The sequence below is a fragment of the Sinorhizobium numidicum genome, assembly GCF_029892045.1.
Taxonomy (GTDB): Bacteria; Pseudomonadota; Alphaproteobacteria; order Rhizobiales; family Rhizobiaceae; genus Sinorhizobium; species Sinorhizobium numidicum.
The window spans coordinates 143,917-162,256 of sequence record NZ_CP120367.1; the positions used below are offsets into that span (position 1 = coordinate 143,917).

14 protein-coding genes are annotated in these 18,340 nt (G+C 60.5%); 11 read left to right on the forward strand and 3 right to left on the reverse strand.

Going from position 1 to position 18,340, the window contains the following annotated elements; genetic code table 11:
* Nucleotides 1-38: 38 nt before the first annotated feature.
* Both PYH37_RS00725 and PYH37_RS00730 read right to left on the reverse strand, forming a co-directional pair.
* The gene (locus PYH37_RS00725) at nt 39-1,763 is read right to left on the reverse strand and encodes a cellulose synthase operon protein YhjQ/BcsQ (RefSeq protein ID WP_280731564.1); all 1,725 of its coding nucleotides are present in this window, start codon (nt 1,761-1,763) and stop codon (nt 39-41) included.
* Nucleotides 1,764-1,841: 78 nt separating this feature from the next.
* Nucleotides 1,842-2,552, reverse strand: coding sequence for a sugar transferase (locus PYH37_RS00730; RefSeq protein WP_342394629.1), 711 nt, complete (start codon nt 2,550-2,552; stop codon nt 1,842-1,844).
* A 397-nt stretch (nt 2,553-2,949) separates the two neighbouring features.
* On the opposite strand from PYH37_RS00730, the gene PYH37_RS00735 reads away from it, so the two are divergent.
* From PYH37_RS00735 to PYH37_RS00760, 6 genes are all read left to right on the forward strand, one after another.
* Complete coding sequence (locus PYH37_RS00735) at nt 2,950-3,678, forward strand: Crp/Fnr family transcriptional regulator (RefSeq protein ID WP_280732484.1); 729 nt, start codon at nt 2,950-2,952, stop codon at nt 3,676-3,678.
* A gap of 91 nt (nt 3,679-3,769) precedes the next feature.
* A complete protein-coding gene (locus PYH37_RS00740; RefSeq protein WP_280732485.1) occupies nt 3,770-5,050 on the forward strand; it encodes a glycosyltransferase family 4 protein in 1,281 nt (426 codons plus the stop codon).
* On the forward strand, nt 5,050-6,309 hold the full coding sequence (locus PYH37_RS00745; RefSeq protein ID WP_280732486.1) for a glycosyltransferase family 4 protein: 1,260 nt from the start codon (nt 5,050-5,052) through the stop codon (nt 6,307-6,309). Before PYH37_RS00740 ends, PYH37_RS00745 begins: the two co-directional genes overlap by 1 nt.
* Nucleotides 6,310-6,360: 51 nt before the next feature.
* A complete protein-coding gene (locus PYH37_RS00750) occupies nt 6,361-7,185 on the forward strand; it encodes a glycoside hydrolase family 16 protein (RefSeq protein ID WP_280731565.1) in 825 nt (274 codons plus the stop codon).
* A gap of 1,020 nt (nt 7,186-8,205) precedes the next feature.
* Entirely contained in the window at nt 8,206-9,642 is a 1,437-nt protein-coding gene (locus tag PYH37_RS00755) for a phosphomannomutase (RefSeq protein WP_280731566.1), read from the forward strand.
* 19 nt (nt 9,643-9,661) lie between these two features.
* Nucleotides 9,662-11,089, forward strand: a complete 1,428-nt coding sequence (locus PYH37_RS00760; protein WP_280731567.1) for a mannose-1-phosphate guanylyltransferase/mannose-6-phosphate isomerase — start codon at nt 9,662-9,664, stop codon at nt 11,087-11,089.
* A 400-nt stretch (nt 11,090-11,489) separates the two neighbouring features.
* On the opposite strand, the gene PYH37_RS00765 is transcribed toward PYH37_RS00760, so the two are convergent.
* Nucleotides 11,490-13,025 (reverse strand): oligosaccharide flippase family protein, encoded by a 1,536-nt coding sequence (locus tag PYH37_RS00765; RefSeq protein ID WP_280731568.1) that lies wholly within the window; start codon nt 13,023-13,025, stop codon nt 11,490-11,492.
* Nucleotides 13,026-13,461: 436 nt separating this feature from the next.
* Here PYH37_RS00765 and PYH37_RS00770 point away from each other — a divergent pair, with 436 nt between their 5' ends.
* The 5 genes from PYH37_RS00770 (at nt 13,462) to PYH37_RS00790 (ending at nt 18,163) form a co-directional block, all read left to right on the forward strand.
* Nucleotides 13,462-14,133, forward strand: a complete 672-nt coding sequence (locus PYH37_RS00770) for a PI-PLC domain-containing protein (RefSeq protein ID WP_280731569.1) — start codon at nt 13,462-13,464, stop codon at nt 14,131-14,133.
* Nucleotides 14,130-14,759, forward strand: a complete 630-nt coding sequence (locus PYH37_RS00775; protein WP_280731570.1) for an HAD family hydrolase — start codon at nt 14,130-14,132, stop codon at nt 14,757-14,759. The genes PYH37_RS00770 and PYH37_RS00775 overlap by 4 nt, the downstream gene beginning before the upstream one ends.
* Complete coding sequence (locus tag PYH37_RS00780; protein WP_280731571.1) at nt 14,756-16,249, forward strand: glycosyltransferase family 2 protein; 1,494 nt, start codon at nt 14,756-14,758, stop codon at nt 16,247-16,249. Before PYH37_RS00775 ends, PYH37_RS00780 begins: the two co-directional genes overlap by 4 nt.
* The gene (locus PYH37_RS00785) at nt 16,242-16,985 is read left to right on the forward strand and encodes a glycosyltransferase family protein (RefSeq protein ID WP_280731572.1); all 744 of its coding nucleotides are present in this window, start codon (nt 16,242-16,244) and stop codon (nt 16,983-16,985) included. The genes PYH37_RS00780 and PYH37_RS00785 overlap by 8 nt, the downstream gene beginning before the upstream one ends.
* 194 nt (nt 16,986-17,179) lie before the next feature.
* Entirely contained in the window at nt 17,180-18,163 is a 984-nt protein-coding gene (locus tag PYH37_RS00790; protein ID WP_280731573.1) for a glycosyltransferase, read from the forward strand.
* Nucleotides 18,164-18,340 lie beyond the last annotated feature (177 nt).

Genomic DNA, 18,340 nt, shown 5'->3' on the forward strand with positions numbered 1-18,340 from the left:
TTGCCTGTCTCGCTTTCTCGTTCAGTCGGAGTCCGCTGTCATCGCAGCATTCTGGCTGGGGCGTTGTTGATGACGGCGCCGAGGATCTCGCCGTCGACGTTGCGCATGCTGTCGATCGCCCTGACTGCGTCATCGACGGATGTGCGCCCGTAGGCTGTCACCACCAGGACTCCGTCCAGTTCCGGCGCTATCGCATTCGTATCCGGGGAAGCAGAGAATGCGGGGAGGTCGACGAGAATGGTGTCGTATTTCTTCTTCAGGGCATCAAAACTCCATTGTGTCCGGCCCGAGCCGATACGAATGGCTGGAGTGACCCTGCCGACTTTACCAAGCGGCAGAAATTGCAGAGTCGGCGCAAGCGAGATCACCGCCTTCTCCATCAGGTCGACATCGTCGAGCACATCGACGAGACCGATCGCGACTTGAGGCGCAATTGCCGCGCTCAGGGAGGAATTTGGGGCGGCCGCATCAATAAGAAGGGTTTGCGAGCCCGACAGCGCGGTGAGGATCGCAAGTTCGCGGGCCATGGTGGACGCCCCGCTGCCAGGATTGACCGCTACTATCCCGATGACGGTCCGTTGTCTGCGTCGCAAACCTGCGACAATCGCGGCCAATTCGCCCATGCCATCCAGAGTCCTAAGAATGGCGGCACCATTGCTTGCGTCGGCGGCAGGGGAAAACAAGGCAGAGCGACGTCCCAACAATGTGACCGATTTCAAGCCTGCTGCTTGGATGAGCTGCCGGGCGCGGATGATCCGGCGATCACCGACATGCCGTATCATGGCCAACATCAAGCCGGCGCCTGCGCCGACGGCGATGGAAAAACCGAGGATCAGGCTGCTACGCGGACGCTCCTTGGAAAGTGGCGGGGTTGCCGCGGAAACGATTGTGGCGTCGGAGACCGGATAGGAGACGCGCTGTTTCGCTTCCGTAAATCGCGTCAGGGTACTTTCGAAGAGTGCGCGGCGGGCGTCCGCGGCGCCCCGCAATTCGGCAAGCTTGAACTGGTCGCGTGGATTGGCCCTGAAGGTGGTCAAGGCGTTGGCTGCCTCACTCAATTCGCGCTGTTGCTCAGTGACGAATTTCTCCAGCCATTTGCTATATTGTTGCGCGGCCTGCGCATTCATCTGGATGTTTTTGCGGATATATTCCTGCGCGACCGTGTTGGCGATTTTCGCTGCCTTGTCGGGGCTGGATGCCGCCGCCGATATTTGCAGGATCGTGGATCGCCCGCTCCGACGCAAAGTCACCATGCCGCGCAGCCGCATGATGATCCGATCGATCCGTTTCTGCTCTTCCGTCCGCGCTCCCGGCTGGGCTTCGCCCGCTTGGCTGCCTGGTTCTGCGCGGCCCGGAAGAAGACCCATCAACCATTCTTTTGCGATGTCCTTGGACGACGGCGGCTGATCGGCGAAATCCGGGTCGCTGGCGAGATCGAGCGCGGATGCTGTTGCGGCGAGTACGTCGCTGGAACCGGCAATCTGCAGCTGCACTTCTATGAACGCATCTTCGGCCGAGGCTCTTTGCGTCTCGGACGTGTTGGCCGGCAGCATGACGAGGAGCTGGGTGTCCGCCACGAACGTCGGATTGGCTGTCGCGAGGTGAATAATCGCTATGGCGAGGAAGGCTGTGATCGTAGAGACGATCCAGGGCCAGCGCACGCGAAGAAAAAAGAACACGTCCTGCAAGGCCAACGGCGAATTGGCGCTATTGTTCGAGACGGGGAGGGCTATCGGGGAAACACCGCCATAGACGTAATTCATATTGCCTCATCCGTCTCCACAGCAATCACTGGAATTTCGAAGCTTTGGCGCGCTCGTTTTGCTGCCTTGAGAGGCGCGCTAGTATGACCCGCGCTGCGAAAACAGGCTCGGAACGGTCTTGAGCATGATGGCGAAGTCCCTCCAGAGCGACCAGGTCCGGACATAGTGGACGTCGAGCGATACGCGGCTCTGATAGCTGACATCGTTGCGCCCGCTCGTCTGCCAATGGCCGGTCAGACCCGGACGGGCGACAAAATAGGTGAGAACGTGCTCTCCGTAGCGTGGCAGTTCCTCGGCCGTGACCGGTCGTGGTCCCACCAGGCTCATCTCTCCGCGAACGACGTTGATGAGCTGCGGGAGCTCATCGAGGCTCGATCGCCTCAGGATTTCGCCGACAACCGTAATCCTCGGATCATCCTTCAGCTTCCGGGTCGCTTCCCATTCCATCCGGGCGGCAGGATCGGTCTTCAGCAGTTCTGCGAGTTGAGCGCTTGCATTCGTCTTCATCGTGCGGAATTTGAGGCATCCGAAAGGGGTGCCGCCAAATCCCACCCGCGTATGCGAGTAAAGGACCGGACCGCCATCACCAAGTTTCACGATGATCGCCACGATGAGAAGAAGTGGAGCAAGGGCCACCAAGGCGAATGTTCCGAGCAAAAGGTCGACTGCGCGTTTGGAGGTTCGTCCGAGGGGATCAGATCTGGATCCGCTGAAATTGGGAGTATGCGCGGAAACGTCAATGCCGCGCCATGGCCGTTCTGCCTCTCGGCTCCGTGCTCTGCTCACCATCGTTCACATCCCTCTCGCGGTCAAAATCGAGAGGAGTTTGCTGCACTGCGATGAGGCTGTATGTGACCAAGGTCATACTAGTTAACAAAATATTCTGATAGGGAACAAGTCAGGTATTCGGAGATTAGGGCGTATTTGTTCCTGATAAAGCTTGATAAGTCGTTGCTTTGAATGAAGTAATTCCAGTGTAATCCTGAACTAGTCTAATAATTCACCCGTGGTCTGCCTAGAATCTTTGCTTTTTGCCTGAAAAAACATCATTGGTATTAGTTTGATACTCAAAAAATAACCCCAATGGGTGATTTGACTAGATCCAGCAAAGTAATAACATGTATTAACTCATGTTGCGCTGCAGCATTCGCCATTACTCTGTGATCTCACTCGAGGAGTGAAGCGTATGGACGGCCCTATATTCAGCCGCTGTTACAGTATCGAGACTGGTCGTGCGCTTGTTTCGCCGTTTGGTGGTGGGCGCCGCGCGGCCGTGGACGATGGATTCGCCTTCTTTCGCTCGAGCGTGAGGACCTTTCGCCGCGGCGAGATTATCGCCATGCCAGGCGTCCGCATCGACAAGTTTGCTCGCGTGCAGCACGGCCTGGTCATTGCGAGCACTGTTTTGCCTGATGGCAGGGAGTTCATCGCCGAGGTCATACCCACGGCCGGGGTTATTGGTGAGCTCGAAGTCTTGCGGAGGCAGACGTTGAGTCTGGAATATCGCGCCGCTACCGACTGCGAACTTCACTTCTTCGAAGGACGGCTGCTGCGCGAGAAATACGTCAGCGATCCTGATTTTCAGGAATCGGTCCTGCTCAAGGCATTGGCGCGTGTTTCGGAGCTTGAGCTTCGCATTATTTCGAATGCCGGGTCGAGCCTGCAATCAAGACTGGCAAGCACGCTGTTGCGGCTCTCGAAAGTTTACGCCAAAGAGGCGCCAAACTCCCGGGACGAATTGATCATTTCACAGCATGACCTTGCGGCGACGCTTCCGGCTTCTCGCGAGAAGGTCAATAGGTGCCTCCGGCGATTGCGGGAGAGCAAGATCATCGACGGAGCGCAAGGCCGGATCCGTATCCTTAACCGCAAGGCTTTGCAAGCTTGCGCCGACAGCACGTTCTCGGAGAAATGAGGTTCTCGTGTCCAAGGCTGAAGCACATAGTCCAGATCAACGAGGAAGTGCAGGCGCGAACGTCGTTGCGGAACGCTCCTTCGGCGATCACTTGACCGCCGCGGGCATTGACCGAGTGGTCATCATTGACGACTACTCTGCGGCGCGCGGTGGGGCAACGACCCTTTCCCTGTTGTCTGCAAGGCTTTTTCGCGATCTTGGTATTCCCGTGACCTATATTTGCGGCGACGATGGCGCGAACGCGGAACTGCGGGCTCGGGATGTTACCATCCTCGCCTTGGGCGGCCGCGATTTGCTGAGCGCCAAGCGAATGATGGCGGCTTTTACCGGAATCCATAATCTCCATGCCGCTCGGATGATAGCTGCTTGGATCAGGACAAACGACACCCCCAACACGGCCTATCATGTGCATGGCTGGTCAAAGATCCTTTCGCCGGCAATTTTCAGCTCCCTGGTCCCGGTTGCGAGTCGGTGTGTTATTCACGCGCATGATTTCTTCGCGGCCTGTCCGAACGGCGCCTATTTCGATTATCAGGCCCAGAGAATCTGCCCCCATCCTCCGCTCGGGGGGGCTTGCCTTGCGACCGCCTGTGACAAGCGAAGCTATCCGCAAAAGCTTTGGCGGGTTGTGCGGGGTGCCAATGTCCAGCGGCTTTTGAGGGACCAGGACAAGTTTGGCAGAATCGTTCTTCTTCACGAGAAGATGCAGGGCTATTTCCTACGTGCCGGCTACCCGGCCACTCGGACCAAAACAATTCGCAATCCTGTCGCTTTCCTTTCTCCCGAACGCGTCAAGACGGAAGATAACGATGAGTTCTTCTTCATCGGTCGACTGGACGAGGAGAAGGGCATCGAAGATGCGGTGGCAGCCACGAAGCGAGCCAGAGCACGGCTTTGTGTGATTGGCGACGGCCCGCTGATGGGAAAGGTTTCGGCATCGGGCTCCCATGTGAGGACTCTCGGGTGGCTATCGCACGCGGAAATCAGCCAGGCGATCCGCAAGGCGCGTGCACTTGTTATGCCTTCGCGGTATCCGGAGCCGTTCGGTCTGGTCGCGATCGAAGCGGCACGCAGTGGCGTTCCGGTTATCCTGTCGAAAGACGCGTTTCTCGCCGAAGAGATGACCGGTGCGGGTATCGCGCTTTCCTGCAATACGGGCGATGAAGAAGCTTTTTCCGATGTTCTGGTGCGCTTCCGGGAAATGCCAAAGGACGAGATTCGCCAAATGAGCGAGCTTGCCTTCCGATCGTCATCACGTCTGGCGTTGACGAACGATGAATGGCGGGATGCCCTCCTGGCCGAGTATCGGGTGCTCATTTCGCAAAGCACCGCGTCAATAGGGACTACACCGCTTAAAGGAGTTTTCGCGTGATGTTCGACTTAGCGCCTGCGCTTCCTGAGGTCTTAGCCTTCAGGGCCGATGAACCGACGATCGTGAAAGCCAGGACGGCCGATGCCTCCAGTGGAAGCGATGGCAAGAAGCTTCGCGTCGCCATTGTACATTATTGGCTCGTATCGATGCGCGGCGGCGAAAAGGTGGTCGAGGAACTGTGCCGGATGTTTCCCGACGCCGATATTTTCACGCTGGTCTGCAACCGGGATCGTCTCAGCGCCTTTCTGCAGGCACGGACCATCCACACATCCTTTCTGCAGAAGATTCCCGGTGCGCAACGGCACTATACCAAGATGCTGCCGCTGATGCCCTTCGCGCTCGAACATTTTGACCTGCAGGACTACGATCTGGTGTTATCGAGTGAATCGGGGCCGGCCAAAGGGGTCATAACCCGGGCGGACGCGCTTCATATATGCTATTGCCACTCCCCGATGCGTTACATCTGGGACCAGTTTCATGTCTATCGGCATGGGCTTTCCTGGCCGGGCCGGGCATTGATGACGGCGACTGCGCCGATATTGCGGGCCTGGGATGTGACGACCGCGACGCGGGTCGATGCTTTCGTGGCCAACTCCGCCTATGTCGCCAACCGCATCCGACGCTTCTATGACCGGGAAGCCACGGTCATTCATCCACCCGTTGCCGTTGACGATTTCACGATCGGCAGTGGACGGGGCGACTTCTATCTCTATGCCGGGCAACTGACCGCCTACAAGCGGCCGGATATCGCGGTGCGCGCCTGTAGTGAGACGGGTCGGAAGTTGGTGGTGATCGGGGAGGGCGAACAGGAAGCCTTCCTCAAATCCATCGCCGGTCCCACCGTGCAATTCCTTGGGCATCAGCCCTTCCCCGTCCTGCGCGATCACCTGTCGCGGTGCCGCGCTCTCTTGTTTCCCGGGGTCGAGGATTTTGGCATTCTTCCGGTGGAGGCGATGGCATCCGGGCGGCCAGTCCTGGCCTTTGATGCCGGCGGGGCGCGAGAGACTGTCTCGTCCTCCGCTGTTGGATTTCGTTTTGCGCGCCAGACGCCGGAGGCACTTCTCGAAGCCATCGAGGCCTTCGAGCGGGTCGAGGACGATATGGACGCGAGCCTCATCCGCGAGCATGCAGCGCAATTCTCTTCGGCGACCTTCCGCAACCGTCTGACTGCCTTCATCGAGCAGCAGTTGTCGGCGCATTTCGGCGGCTCGGATGCCTCGATCGCGCCTTTCGCGGGTCAGCGCGCCGGCGCCAATTGATCTCACCGGCCGACAGGACGCTCGCCACCATTGTCGTGAAGGAAAAACCACATGCGCTTCACAGAATCTGCCAGGACGCTCTCATTGACCTGCATTTTCGCCATAGGATTGGCAGGCAGACCGGGCCTCGCCCAGGAACCGATCGATCTGGATGACTTTGAGGTCACATTCACGGAAGATTTCGATCAGCTGGACGTCTCCGCCTGGGGGCAAAACCGCTCACGCTGGATTGCGCACACGCCTTGGAACGGCGACTTCGGCGATGCTCGCTTCCACGACCCGGAGGAGGGCTTTCCGTTTACCGTCAACGCAGGCATCTTGCGCATTGAGGCGCGCAAGGGCGCCGACGGACAATGGCGCTCCGGCCTTCTGGCTTCGACGAACCCAAAGGGTGAGGGCTTTGCTCAGCAGTTCGGGTATTTCGAAGCACGGATGCAGCTGCCGCCGGGCAAGGGAGTTTGGCCGGCTTTCTGGCTCATCGGTCTCGATCGATCAACGTTCACGGCTGAGATAGACGTCATCGAGTATTACGGACGGGCGCCCGGGGAGTTCAGCAGTGGCTATCATGTCTGGAGGCAGGGCGAGGGAGCGCAGCACACCACGGACGGCCACTTGACCACCGTCGAGGATGGTGTGCTGAGCAACGAATACCACACCTATGGTGTGGAGATCACCCCAGGCAGGTCGACGTTCTATTTGGACCGCAAGTCCATATGGAGTTTTGAAACGCCGCCGGAATTTCATATGCCCTTCTTCCCGCTGGTGAATCTTGCTCTCGGCCCGGGCTGGCCGATCGATGAGACGCCGAACCCCTCATATCTCCTGGTGGATTACATTCACGTTTATAAGCGCAAAGCCCAAAGTGCGGAAAATTGAACTGCTTGACGGCGCGTCCTTCGGGGGCACGCGCGAGGCCAATTGTGCCGACGCAGGACTCGTACCTTGATGTTGGCCCCGAGATCGGGAGTCCGCGCCCGAAACGTCACGCACCTCCGCTTCCCTTGGAAGCTTCCGCGACACGTGAGGAGAAGTCTTGAAAAGGTTTGTCCAATTGATGGCGGCTCCGGCTGTCTTCGTTCAGATCCCTTTTGCCACGTTCGCAGCCGGCCTGATCACCTATTTCTCCGAGAGCTCGGTGTGGCCCGCTCTCAAATATGCCGGCGGCTGCTTTGTTTTGATGCAGCTCGGATACTTCTTTGCGGTGCTTTACCTCGTTTATCACGAGTGCAGAAACGGCCGTGAGGATCAAAGAACATCGGGCACATCGACCACGCCAATCGCTCTTGCAAGGCTTGGCCGGACTCACCCTCGTACCCCGGGGTCTCGTTCGCTCTAGCCCATTGTTTTGACGCTTGCCGTCCTTTGCTCGTCTGATCAGGCGCGCGGCGCTATAGTTTTCGCTCATTTCAAGAATCGATTCCAAGTTGACGAAGAATATTTGAAATCAAATGAAGAGTCGATCCGAGTGATGGGAGTGACCTAGGTCACATATTTTCTCTGGCAGGATGCGTATATTGTAATTTATTCGATGCGAATTGTTCGATCGTCCGCCGAATACTGTTGTCTGAGGCGTGAAATATTACCACAGGGTTTCACATGGTTTTATTAGATTCCGTCGGTCTCCTGATCAAACTCGAGCGCGAATGGAGAATGCTTGATCCGGAGCGAGTGAGATCCCCGGCAAAGGCCGGTGGCGAGACCGCTGACTCAAGACAGCCGTCCAGGCGGTTGCGTGCCGACCGGGCGAATCGGTTTGCGGCGAACGATGCCTGAGCGTGTTGCTCGGCTGCGGCCACGGCTTCGCTCGTCTGTAAAGAATTGAATTTACTGCGCTCTCCTCGACTGCTTCCGGCGATGGCACGTCGATGGCGGCGCGGATTTTTTTGCGAGAACCTCATGAAATTCGGAACAAGCGGTCTTCGCGGGCTTGTCGTTGATCTCGAAGGACGGACGGCATCGCTCTATACGACGGCATTCGTCCGGCACCTGTTGGGGGCGGGCGGCATCAGGGCGGGTGATCCGGTGCTCGTCGGCCATGATTTCCGCGCTTCAAGCCCGGGAATTGCCGCAACCTGCATCGGCGCCCTGAAGCGTGAAGGGTTAAGGCCACTTGCATGCGGTGCAGTAGCGACGCCGGCCTTGGCGCTCTACGGGCTGAACATTGGGGCAGCTTCGCTGATGGTTACGGGCTCGCACATCCCTGCAGACCGCAACGGCATCAAGTTCTACCGGTCCGATGGCGAGATCGGCAAACAGGACGAGATGCACATCACCGCGATTGCCGCGGAGTTGAACAAAGGAGAGGTCGACTGTTCTCCCGCAGATGCGCCGGACCACTCAACCGAAATCGAGGCGCTCTTCCTGAAGCGCAACACGATCGTGCTTCCGCCGGGCGCCCTCAGCGGCCTCACCGTGGGACTCTACCAGCATTCGACGGTCGCCCGGGACCTATTGGGGAAGGTCCTGAAGACCTACGGCGCCGAGGTCGTTGCGCTCGGTCGCTCCGACCGCTTCATCCCGGTGGACACCGAAGCTGTCTCGCCCGAGACCATAGGTCTTCTCAGATCCTGGGCGAGGGAGAACAAGCTCGACGCCATTGTCTCGGCCGACGGTGACGGTGACCGACCGCTTGTCGCTGACGAGACGGGCGCGCCGCTGCGTGGCGATCTGCTCGGGCTGATGACCGCCAGGTTTCTGGACGCGAAGGTCGTCGTTACACCGGTTACGTCGAATTCCGGGATCGAGAAGGCGGGGGATTTCCGGGTCGTCCGAACAAAGGTTGGTTCGCCCTTCGTGATCGCCGCCATACTCTCGGCGCTCGAGGGCAACGCTGATGCCGTGATGGGCTTCGAGGCAAATGGCGGCGTCCTCACTGGTTCCGAATTTCCTGTGGCGGCCGGCAGGCTTAGCCCCTTGCCGACCCGTGACAGCTTCCTGCCGGTGCTCGCGGCGCTCTCCAATGCCATCCAGGAGAAGCGGCCGCTTTCCGAGGTCGCTGCCGGCTATCGGTTGCCCTTCGCGGCGGCCGGCAGGCACGAGAACGTTCCGGGAGAGGCGAGCGCGGCACTAATGGCACATCTGAGGACCTCTGACGGCAATCTCGGCGGGTTTCTCAAAGCGCGTTCTCCAGTCGCGGCCAAGAGCGAGATCGACGGACTGCGCATGACGCTGGCCGATGGCCGGATCATGCACTTCCGGCCCTCGGGCAATGCGCCGGAGATGCGCTGCTACGTCGAAGCCGAAACGGAAGAGGCCGCCAACATCCTGCTCGATCAGGGGCTTGGACTGATCCGTGAGTGGGCGGGAAGCAAGAACGGTAGCCTATGCCTTTGAACACACTGGAAATATTCGAATGAGCAACAGGATAGTTCCGGTGATCATGGCAGGCGGCAAGGGGACACGTCTTTGGCCACTGTCGCGCGCAAGTGCTCCGAAGCAGTTCATCCAGTTCGTGGGCGACAGGACCCTTTTCCAGGCCACTCTTTCTCGCGTTTCGGACCCGGCGCTCTATGAAGCACCGGTCGTCATCACCAATGAGGATTTCCGTTTTCTCGTCGCCGAACAGGCTCGCGACATCGGTATCGCGCTTTCCGCCATCCTCTTGGAACCCGTTGCGCGCAATACAGCGCCCGCCGTCGCCGCAGCTGCAACCCTGGTAAGCCGACGTTTCGGGAGCGACGCAGTCCTGCAGGTGCTGGCCTCCGACCACGACATCGTGGCCGATGCCGCCTATTTCGATTCGATCCGCGTGGCACAGCGGACGGCAGCCGGTGGCAAACTGGTGACCTTCGGCATCACCCCAACAGAACCGGCGACCGGATACGGCTATATAGAAATTGGCGCCGCGCTGCCGGGTGGAGCGCATGTCGTAAAGCAGTTTGTCGAAAAGCCTGCCCTCCCGGAGGCGCAAGGGATGGTGGAGACGGGCGGATTCGTCTGGAATTCCGGGATTTTCATGTTTTCCGCAGGCCAGGTATTGAACGAAATCCACGGTTTAGCGCCGGCGGTCGGAACGGCAGCAAGAGAGGCGGTGGAAAAAGCCTCAAGCGACCTCGACTTCACGCGCCTCGATGCCGAGGCCTTCATGCTGTGCCCGGATATTTCTTTCGACTACGCGATCATGGAAAGGACATCCAATGCTGCCGTCGTGCCATCGTCCTTCACCTGGTCGGACCTGGGGAGCTGGGATGCGGTCTGGAAGCTTGGAGACCGCGATGACAACGGAAACGTCAGTTCCGGCAATGTAACGCTCATCAACACCAAGAACTCGCTTGTCATGACGCGCACCAACCACCTTGCCGTTCAGGGGCTGGAGGGTGTCGCCGTCATCGCCAGTGAAGACGCAGTCTATGTCGGCCGGCTCTGCGAAAGCCAGGATGTCGGTAAGCTCGTGAAGCAATTGGCGTCGGCCAAGACCACCGCCTGCCTGACGGAAAGCCATCCGACGTCCTACCGCCCTTGGGGCGGCTACACCTCAGTCCTCAATGGCGACCGTTTCCAGGTGAAGCGGCTGTTCGTGACGCCCGGCAAGAAGCTCTCGCTGCAGAAGCACCATCATCGCTCCGAGCATTGGATCTGTGTCAAAGGGACGGCGGAAGTCACCGTTGGCAACGACCTCAAGATCGTTCGCGAAAACGAGTCCGTGTATATCCCGCAGGGCGAGATCCATCGTCTCGCCAATCCCGGCAAGATCATGCTCGAGATGATTGAGGTGCAAACGGGCTCCTACCTCGGGGAGGATGACATCATCCGCATCGTAGACGAATTTGGGCGGGCCTAATGCATATCGCCCGAAAGTGTGCCGCGGTTTCGGGCAACGACATGCATGCAAACAAAGACTTAAAGCGCGTCGCCCGGCTCTTATCACAGTACACGACAGTAACGTAATGGGTTTGTTGTATGCTTTTTTCGCCCTCATCCCTGTGCTCGTCACAGGGATCCAGCAGCGGCGCGGCGCGGAAGAGTTCTTTCAGCCAAGGGACTTGGACTGGCTGGATTCCTGTGACGAGCACAGGAATGAGGATCGGAGGAGAAGCCCTGCCGTACGGGAACCGACGAGGCGCAGCAGCCTACTGGCGTGTACTGCGGGCTCCGATTGAATGCAACGTGCTTTAGATGTGAGCTGCATTTCGCTACTGCATGTCTCCCTAAATCGTCGCCGATTTAAGGAATTCAAAGGGCTACAGCGTCCTTGGCGCGTCTGACAAGACGCGCGGCGCTGCAGTGGGTTCCGTCACTTGGCTGAGCTCCGCCATCAAGGCACGGCCGCTGGGCCAGGCGATGACGCCATAGACGAGGCCGCCCACCACCACCCCGACCAGCAATTCCATCACAGGAAGCAGGCGGAAGCCGCCCGTCGTGTGGAGCAACACCCCGACCGTGGCGACCATCAGGCACGCGCCCAAGCCGGCCGGCAGGATCCTGCGCAGCAGCGGCCGCCAGCGGAACCCCGTGCCACGCTGCAGGGCATGGAGCGATGCAGCCGTGGTCAGCATCGCCGCCGCCACCTGCGCGATGGCGATGTCGAGCAGTTCCGGCCTGATCCAACCTGCGATTCCAAGGCAGGCAAGGCTCGCCGCAGTAAACAGCATGTTCAGGCGCGGCAACAGGGCGACGCGGCCGATGACGCTGAGCACAGGCTCGTTCAGCATCTGGACGACAGCAATGCCCCGCGCGGCGGCCAAAAGGACCAGAACCGGGGCGGCCGCGATCCACTGCTCGCCGAGCAGCACATGCACGAGCCTCTGCGAGACCACAGCGAGGCCCAGGAAGACCGGAAGTGCGGCGAAAGCCGTGGCAGCCAACATCAGCCCGGTGAGGCGGCCCAACTCCTCGAAGCCCCCTGCGTCGCCCTGCTGGCGCGAGAAATAGCTCCAGGCCAACATTCGCACCGGCTCGGAGATCAGCTCGGTCACCGCGCCCACCATGCGGCTGGCGATTCGATAGAGGCCAACCTCGGTCACGCCGATGAAGAACACGATCAGGAACTCCGCTCCATAGCTCTGCGCGAATTGTATCAGCCGGGACATCAGCAGACGCGCTGAATAGGCCGAGGCCTCTCGGGCCACGCTCAGCCGGAATTCAAAGCGAGGCAGCCAGCGCGCAAAGCTCGTAGACATGATCAGAGCGACGAGCACGACGCAGCAGCGCCCCGCCGCCAGTGCGACGATGTCCCACCCCAGCAGCAATCCTCCACCAGTCACGAGCAGGCCGCAGAGCTCGGATACCGCCTGATAGCAGGCAAGGTCACGCAACCGCCGTGCCCGCACCAGCACACCGCTCTGGCAGATGATGAACGTGCCGGGAACGATAGTGGCCATCAGCAAGAGCAGGGTGAGGAATGTGGCGCCTTCGGGTTCCAGCCAGACAAGCCAGACGGCGAGCCCACAGAGGCCGATGAGGGTGAAGACGACGCCGCTCGCGAGTGCGCAATAGAGCATGGTCGCGGGCAACTCCCTGCCGCGCGGCGCAGCAATAAGGTATTCGCTCCACCCCGCCTCAGCGACCTTGGATTGCAGCAGCACTATTGCGGAAATCATGGCGAAAACGCCGACCTGCGCAGGCGACAGGATGCGCGCGGCGATCAGCAGCGCGCCGATGCCGCAGAGCTGGCTGACCAAGCGGGCGCCGGATACCCAGAGCGCATCGCGTGAACTGGATGAGCGGCCTGCCGCCTGGCCCACCTTCGGCTCGGTTACGGTGTCTGACGACCTCATCGGCGGCGCATCCAAGGCACGCCGAGACCGGGGATAGCACGACATTCCTCAGTTACGTCTCTGCCGCCAAATAAAAAGCGCAACGGGCATCTCCAGCACTACAGCAAAGAACATCGGCAAGTCAGAAAGGGATTATTTTCTTTGAGGATCACTTTTGCAAAATCACTCTTTCCGAAGACGTTTCGATCCGAAACAAGACTAGATAATCAATCACTTGCGCTATATTCAGTGGGTTTCCTATCAGAATATTTTGTTAATGATTATGACCTTGGTCACATACAGCCTCATCGCAGTGCAGCAAAGTCGCACTGGTATTAGCCGCGATGGGGAAGTGAAAGATGGTGACCAGAGCACGACGCGAAAACAGCACGCGGGCAGGCGCTGAGCACGGGGCTGGCGCAGGCATTACGGCCCGTCTGGCCGGGGTGCATGACCGATGATGATCCTTGCGCATCGTGGCTGGTGGCATGCGCCCCATGAGCGAAACACCCTGGCAGCCTTCGATAAGGCCTTTGCCGCCGGCCACGGCGTCGAGCTGGACGTTCGCGATCTAAGCGGCGCCCTCGTCACTTCGCACGATCCCCCCGCAACCGGAGCCCTGCCTTTCGAGCGCGTGCTCGAGTGCTATGCGGCGCATGGCGCGCCGGGCCGATTGGCCATCAACATCAAGGCAGACGGTCTCTGCTCCGCGCTCGTGCCGCTGCTCGCACGCTACGGCGTCATGAACCGCGCCTTCGTCTTTGACGCGTCGGTCCCGGATCTCAGGCCTTATCTCGAAACCGCCCTGCCGGTCTTCACCCGCTTCAGCGAGGTTGAGCGCCATCCGCCCTTCTATGAACGCTGCCAGGGCGTGTGGGTGGACTCCTTCACCGAGGCGCCCGCTTCGATCGAGCGCGCCATCGATGATCTTGCACGCGGCAAGTTTGTTGCGATGGTGTCGCCGGAATTGCACAAGCGTCCGCAGCAAGCGGCCTGGACCGAGTGGTCGGCCGCGCTTCGACGTGCCGCGATGGGCGGTCTGCCGCTTGAGCGACTGATGCTGTGCACCGACCTGCCGGATTTAGCGCAGCAGCGCTTCGCCTGGATGCATCAGGAGGAAGTTCAATGATCCGAGGTGTTTTCTTCGACATGGACGGCGTGCTGATCGATGCCAAGGAATGGCATTACGAGGCACTGAACCGGGCGCTTGAGCTTTTCGGCATGCCGATCGACCATCAGGCGCACCTTGCCACCTTCGACGGCCTGCCGACCCGCCGCAAGCTGGAGATACTGTCGCGCTCCAATGGTCTGCCGCATGGCCTCAGCGAGCTGATCCATTCGCTGAAGCAGGACTACACGATGGAGCTGATCTACACGCGTTGCCGACCGGTCTTCGCGCATCAATACGCCCTCAGCCGTCTCAAGCATGAGGGCTACGAGATCGCAGTCTGCTCGAACTCGATCCGCGACACCGTCGAATCCATGATGCGGCGCGCCGGGCTGATCGACTACATCGACCTGATCGTCTCGAACGAGGACGTCACCCGCTCCAAGCCGGATCCGGAGATGTACCTTACCACGATGGAGCGCTTCGGCCTGCAGCCGAGGGAATGCATGATCCTGGAAGATAATGAATACGGCCTGAAGGCGGCGCGCGACAGCGGCGCGCATGTCCTGCAGGTCGGCTCGCCGGCCGATGTCGTGTACGCCAGGATCGTTTCCGAGATCAAGCTTGTATCGGAGGTGGCGGCATGATCGTGCTATTCCCGGCCAACGGCCCGAGCTCTTACTTCAGCCCGGAAGACTACGCGTATCCGCGCCCGCTCATCGAAGTGGCGGGAAAGCCGATGATCCAATGGGCCATCGAGAACATGAAGTCGCTCGGCGCCGAGACACGCTTCCTGTTCGTCGTCGATCAGCAAGAGGCCGTCCGATATTCCTACGAGCGGATCTTCGACCTCAGTACGGGCGGTCGCTCGCAGATGTTGATGTTGAAGGGGCCGACCGCCGGAGCGCTCTGTACCTGTCTCATGGCGATCGACGTCATCGACCCGACCGAGCCGCTGGTGATCGCCAACAGCGATCAGATCATCGACATCCGTCTCTCTTCCGTGATTGCAGAGTTCGAGGCGGCCGGGGCGGATGCCGGCATCATCACGTTTGAGACGATCCATCCGCGCTGGTCCTATGCGACCCTTGGGGAAGACGGTCTGGTGAACCGCACCTCCGAGAAGGAGGTGATCAGCAACCAGGCGATCGCCGGATGCTACTATTTCCGCGAGGCGCAGCTGTTCTTCAAGGCGGCCGCCGCTGCGCTGCGGCACGGGGTCACCGTGGAAGGGCGCTACTATGTCAGCTCCTCGTTGAACGAGGTAATCCTCGATGGTGGCCGCGTCGTCTCGGCCACCATCAGCGCCGACCAGTACCACAGTTTTTACAACCCGAAGATGATCGAGAATTTCGAGGTGAATGGCGTGCAGCGTCTGTCCTCCACGCATGCCAGCCGGTCGGTGCAGCTGGTGGTGCCAGCGGCCGGACGGGGCAGCCGCTTCGCCAAAGTCGGCTTCCAGCATCCGAAGCCCTTCATCGACGTGCTTGGCCGGCCGATGATTCAACATGTGCTGGACAACGCCTTGCCGCCGGGTGGCCGCCCGACTGTACTGCTGCTCCGCGACCACCTGCACAGTCAGCCCGATGCGGTGGCTGAGCTTCGCTCGCGGGGCGTAGGCATCGTTCCGGTCAATCGGCTCACCGAGGGCACTGCCTGCACCGTCCTGCTAGCTCGCCAGCAAATCGACGAAGAGGGACCGCTGTTGATCGCCAACTCCGACCAGGTGGTGGACATGCGCATCGGGGACTTCATCGATGACTGCATCTCGCGAGGCCTGGACGGATCAATCCTCGTTTTCCGCGACCGCAAACGCGATCCGAAATGGTCGTTCGCAGAAACCGATGCGGAGGGCCTGGTGCTGCGGGTCGCCGAAAAGCAGCCGATCTCCGATCTCGCGACGGTAGGCATCTATTTCTTTCGCCGCGCGGGCGACTACATGAAGGCGGCACTCGACATGATGGTGCACAACGACCGCACCAATGGCGAGTTCTACGTCTGCCCGACCTACAACTACGCCATCCGGAATGGGGCGCGTATCGGCGTATATGAGATCGACAAGAGCAGCATGCATGGCCTGGGCACGCCAGAGGATCTAGCCGAGTACCTGCAGGGCCGCGAGCCAGCCTATGCCTGATGCTGGCGCGAGACATGGCCCTTCGACGCCGCTGAACGTTATCATTCCCCTGGCGGGACGGGATTTTGAGCGGCCCGATGGCTCGGTGAAGGCTGAGATGGTGGTTGGTGGCACGACGCTGCTGCGCGCCACATTGGAGGCACGTCCATGGTGGAGCGCGACCGCAGCGCCCGTCTTCGTTCTGCGGGACACCGCTGCGTCGCAGCGCTTTGCGCGAGAGACGCTCTGTGCGGAGTACCCTGCGGCGAGGATCGTGTGGTTGTCGCATGCCAGCGGCGGCGCCGCCTGGAGCGCCGTGGCGGGCGCAACGCTGATCGCCCGGCAGGAGGCACCGATCATCGTCGATCTTTGCGACATCATATTCGAGAGCGATGCGGATGTGGCCGCAGCTTTCACAGCCGATCCCGCTCTGGGCGGCCTTGCGCTGACCTTCGCCTCCCGCCATCCGCAATACAGCTACTTGCGGCTTGCGCCGGATGGGCGGATGCAGGAGGCGAAGGAGAAGGTGGTCATCTCCGGGAACGCGTCGGCCGGTGTTTACGCTTTTCGCGACGTCGCTGTCTTCCATGCGGCTTTTGCGCACAGCCTGCACCATCGCGCGACGCTGTCGCACCAGGGCGCGCTCTTTGTCTGCCCCATGCTGAACGGCGTTGTGGCTCAGGGGCTCGACGTACGCTGCTTGCCAGCACACAGGGTGTTGGATGTCAAATTAGAGGGGGCCAGCCTGGCCGACTAGACGCGGCATTACCAAGGACTATGGGAAGCAGTGTGGTAGATGATCCAGTGTTGGACGGAGGGTGCCACGCTGTTCCCCAATTTAAGCGCGGCCCGCTAGTCCGATCCAACGCCCGGGGGCACGGTACGCGAGAGGCGTTGGCACGCTCGCCAGCGATCAGCGACACGCCGTAGAAAGACGGAGGGGAGTTAGCCATGACAGCCCAGCCATCCACAAAAGTACCCTCGCTCGCCATCATCATTCCCTGCTTCAACAATGCCGAGACCCTTGCCGAGGCGCTCGCAAGCGCACTCTCGCAGGACTACCTGGCCTTCGAAGTGCATGTCTGCGACAACGGCTCCTCGGACGGCAGCCGGGAGATCATCGAGGCCCATGCGTCGCCCCGATTGCGGCCGGCGCTGCACCAGGACACCGTCTCCCGCACCGACAATTGGAACCGCGCCTACGCCGCCGGGTCGCATGCGGATTACCTCGTCACACTGCATGCAGATGATCGTCTGGCGTCGGGCGCGCTGCAGGCTATTGGGCACGCGGCAAGGCGCCGCCCGGCCTTGGTCCACGGCCGCTTCCGCCAGATCACCTATGACGGCGCGCCCATAGCCGGTCGCCGCTTCCCGTGGAGCTACAGCAACAATGGCGAAGCGTTCCGGGAGCTGCTGCTGCTCAACAACATGATTGCGATGCCGGGCGCGACCATCCGAACTGATGTCTTCTTCGAGGCGGGTTGCTGGGACCCTGCCTGGCAGTACCTGCAGGACATGGAGTTGTGGTGGCGTTGCGGCGAGCTTGGCGAGGTGGCTTATGTCGCAGGGCTTCTCGGCGACCACCGGGCCTACAAGCAGCCACAGGCGCTGCACCGGCATGCCGAGGAGCACCTCCGCTGGGCGGCGGACAAGCTTTACGCTGCCCCTACCGCCCGCCTGCGTCAAGCGGCGGCGGACGGGCTCGGCGCCTATCTCGACCGGCTGGAGGCAGAAGTGGTGGCGCTGCCGGAGGTGAGCGCCAACTTGGCCGAGCCGATACGGAACGCCCGCACGGCGCTGGCGAACGGACCCAGCCCTCGTGCGCATGCCCTTCGTCGGCAACGCCTGCTGCGCGCGCTCGCCGCTTCCCGCTCGGCCGTCGCAAACGTCGTCGAGCGCCTGCCGAACCGCCAAGCTCCCCCGCCTTCATCCTGAATTGCTCCTTGATGACATTAACGGGTAGGGCAACGTTAACGTGGTGTAGATGTGGAAACGGGGGGATGACGAATTCTAACTGTGATCCGTATCCGTCGTCGAAACGGCGGCGGTACCCGGAGAAAATGCCGTTTTGTTGCAGGAAGTTCACAATGTGTTGGAAACTCGCCGCTGCGG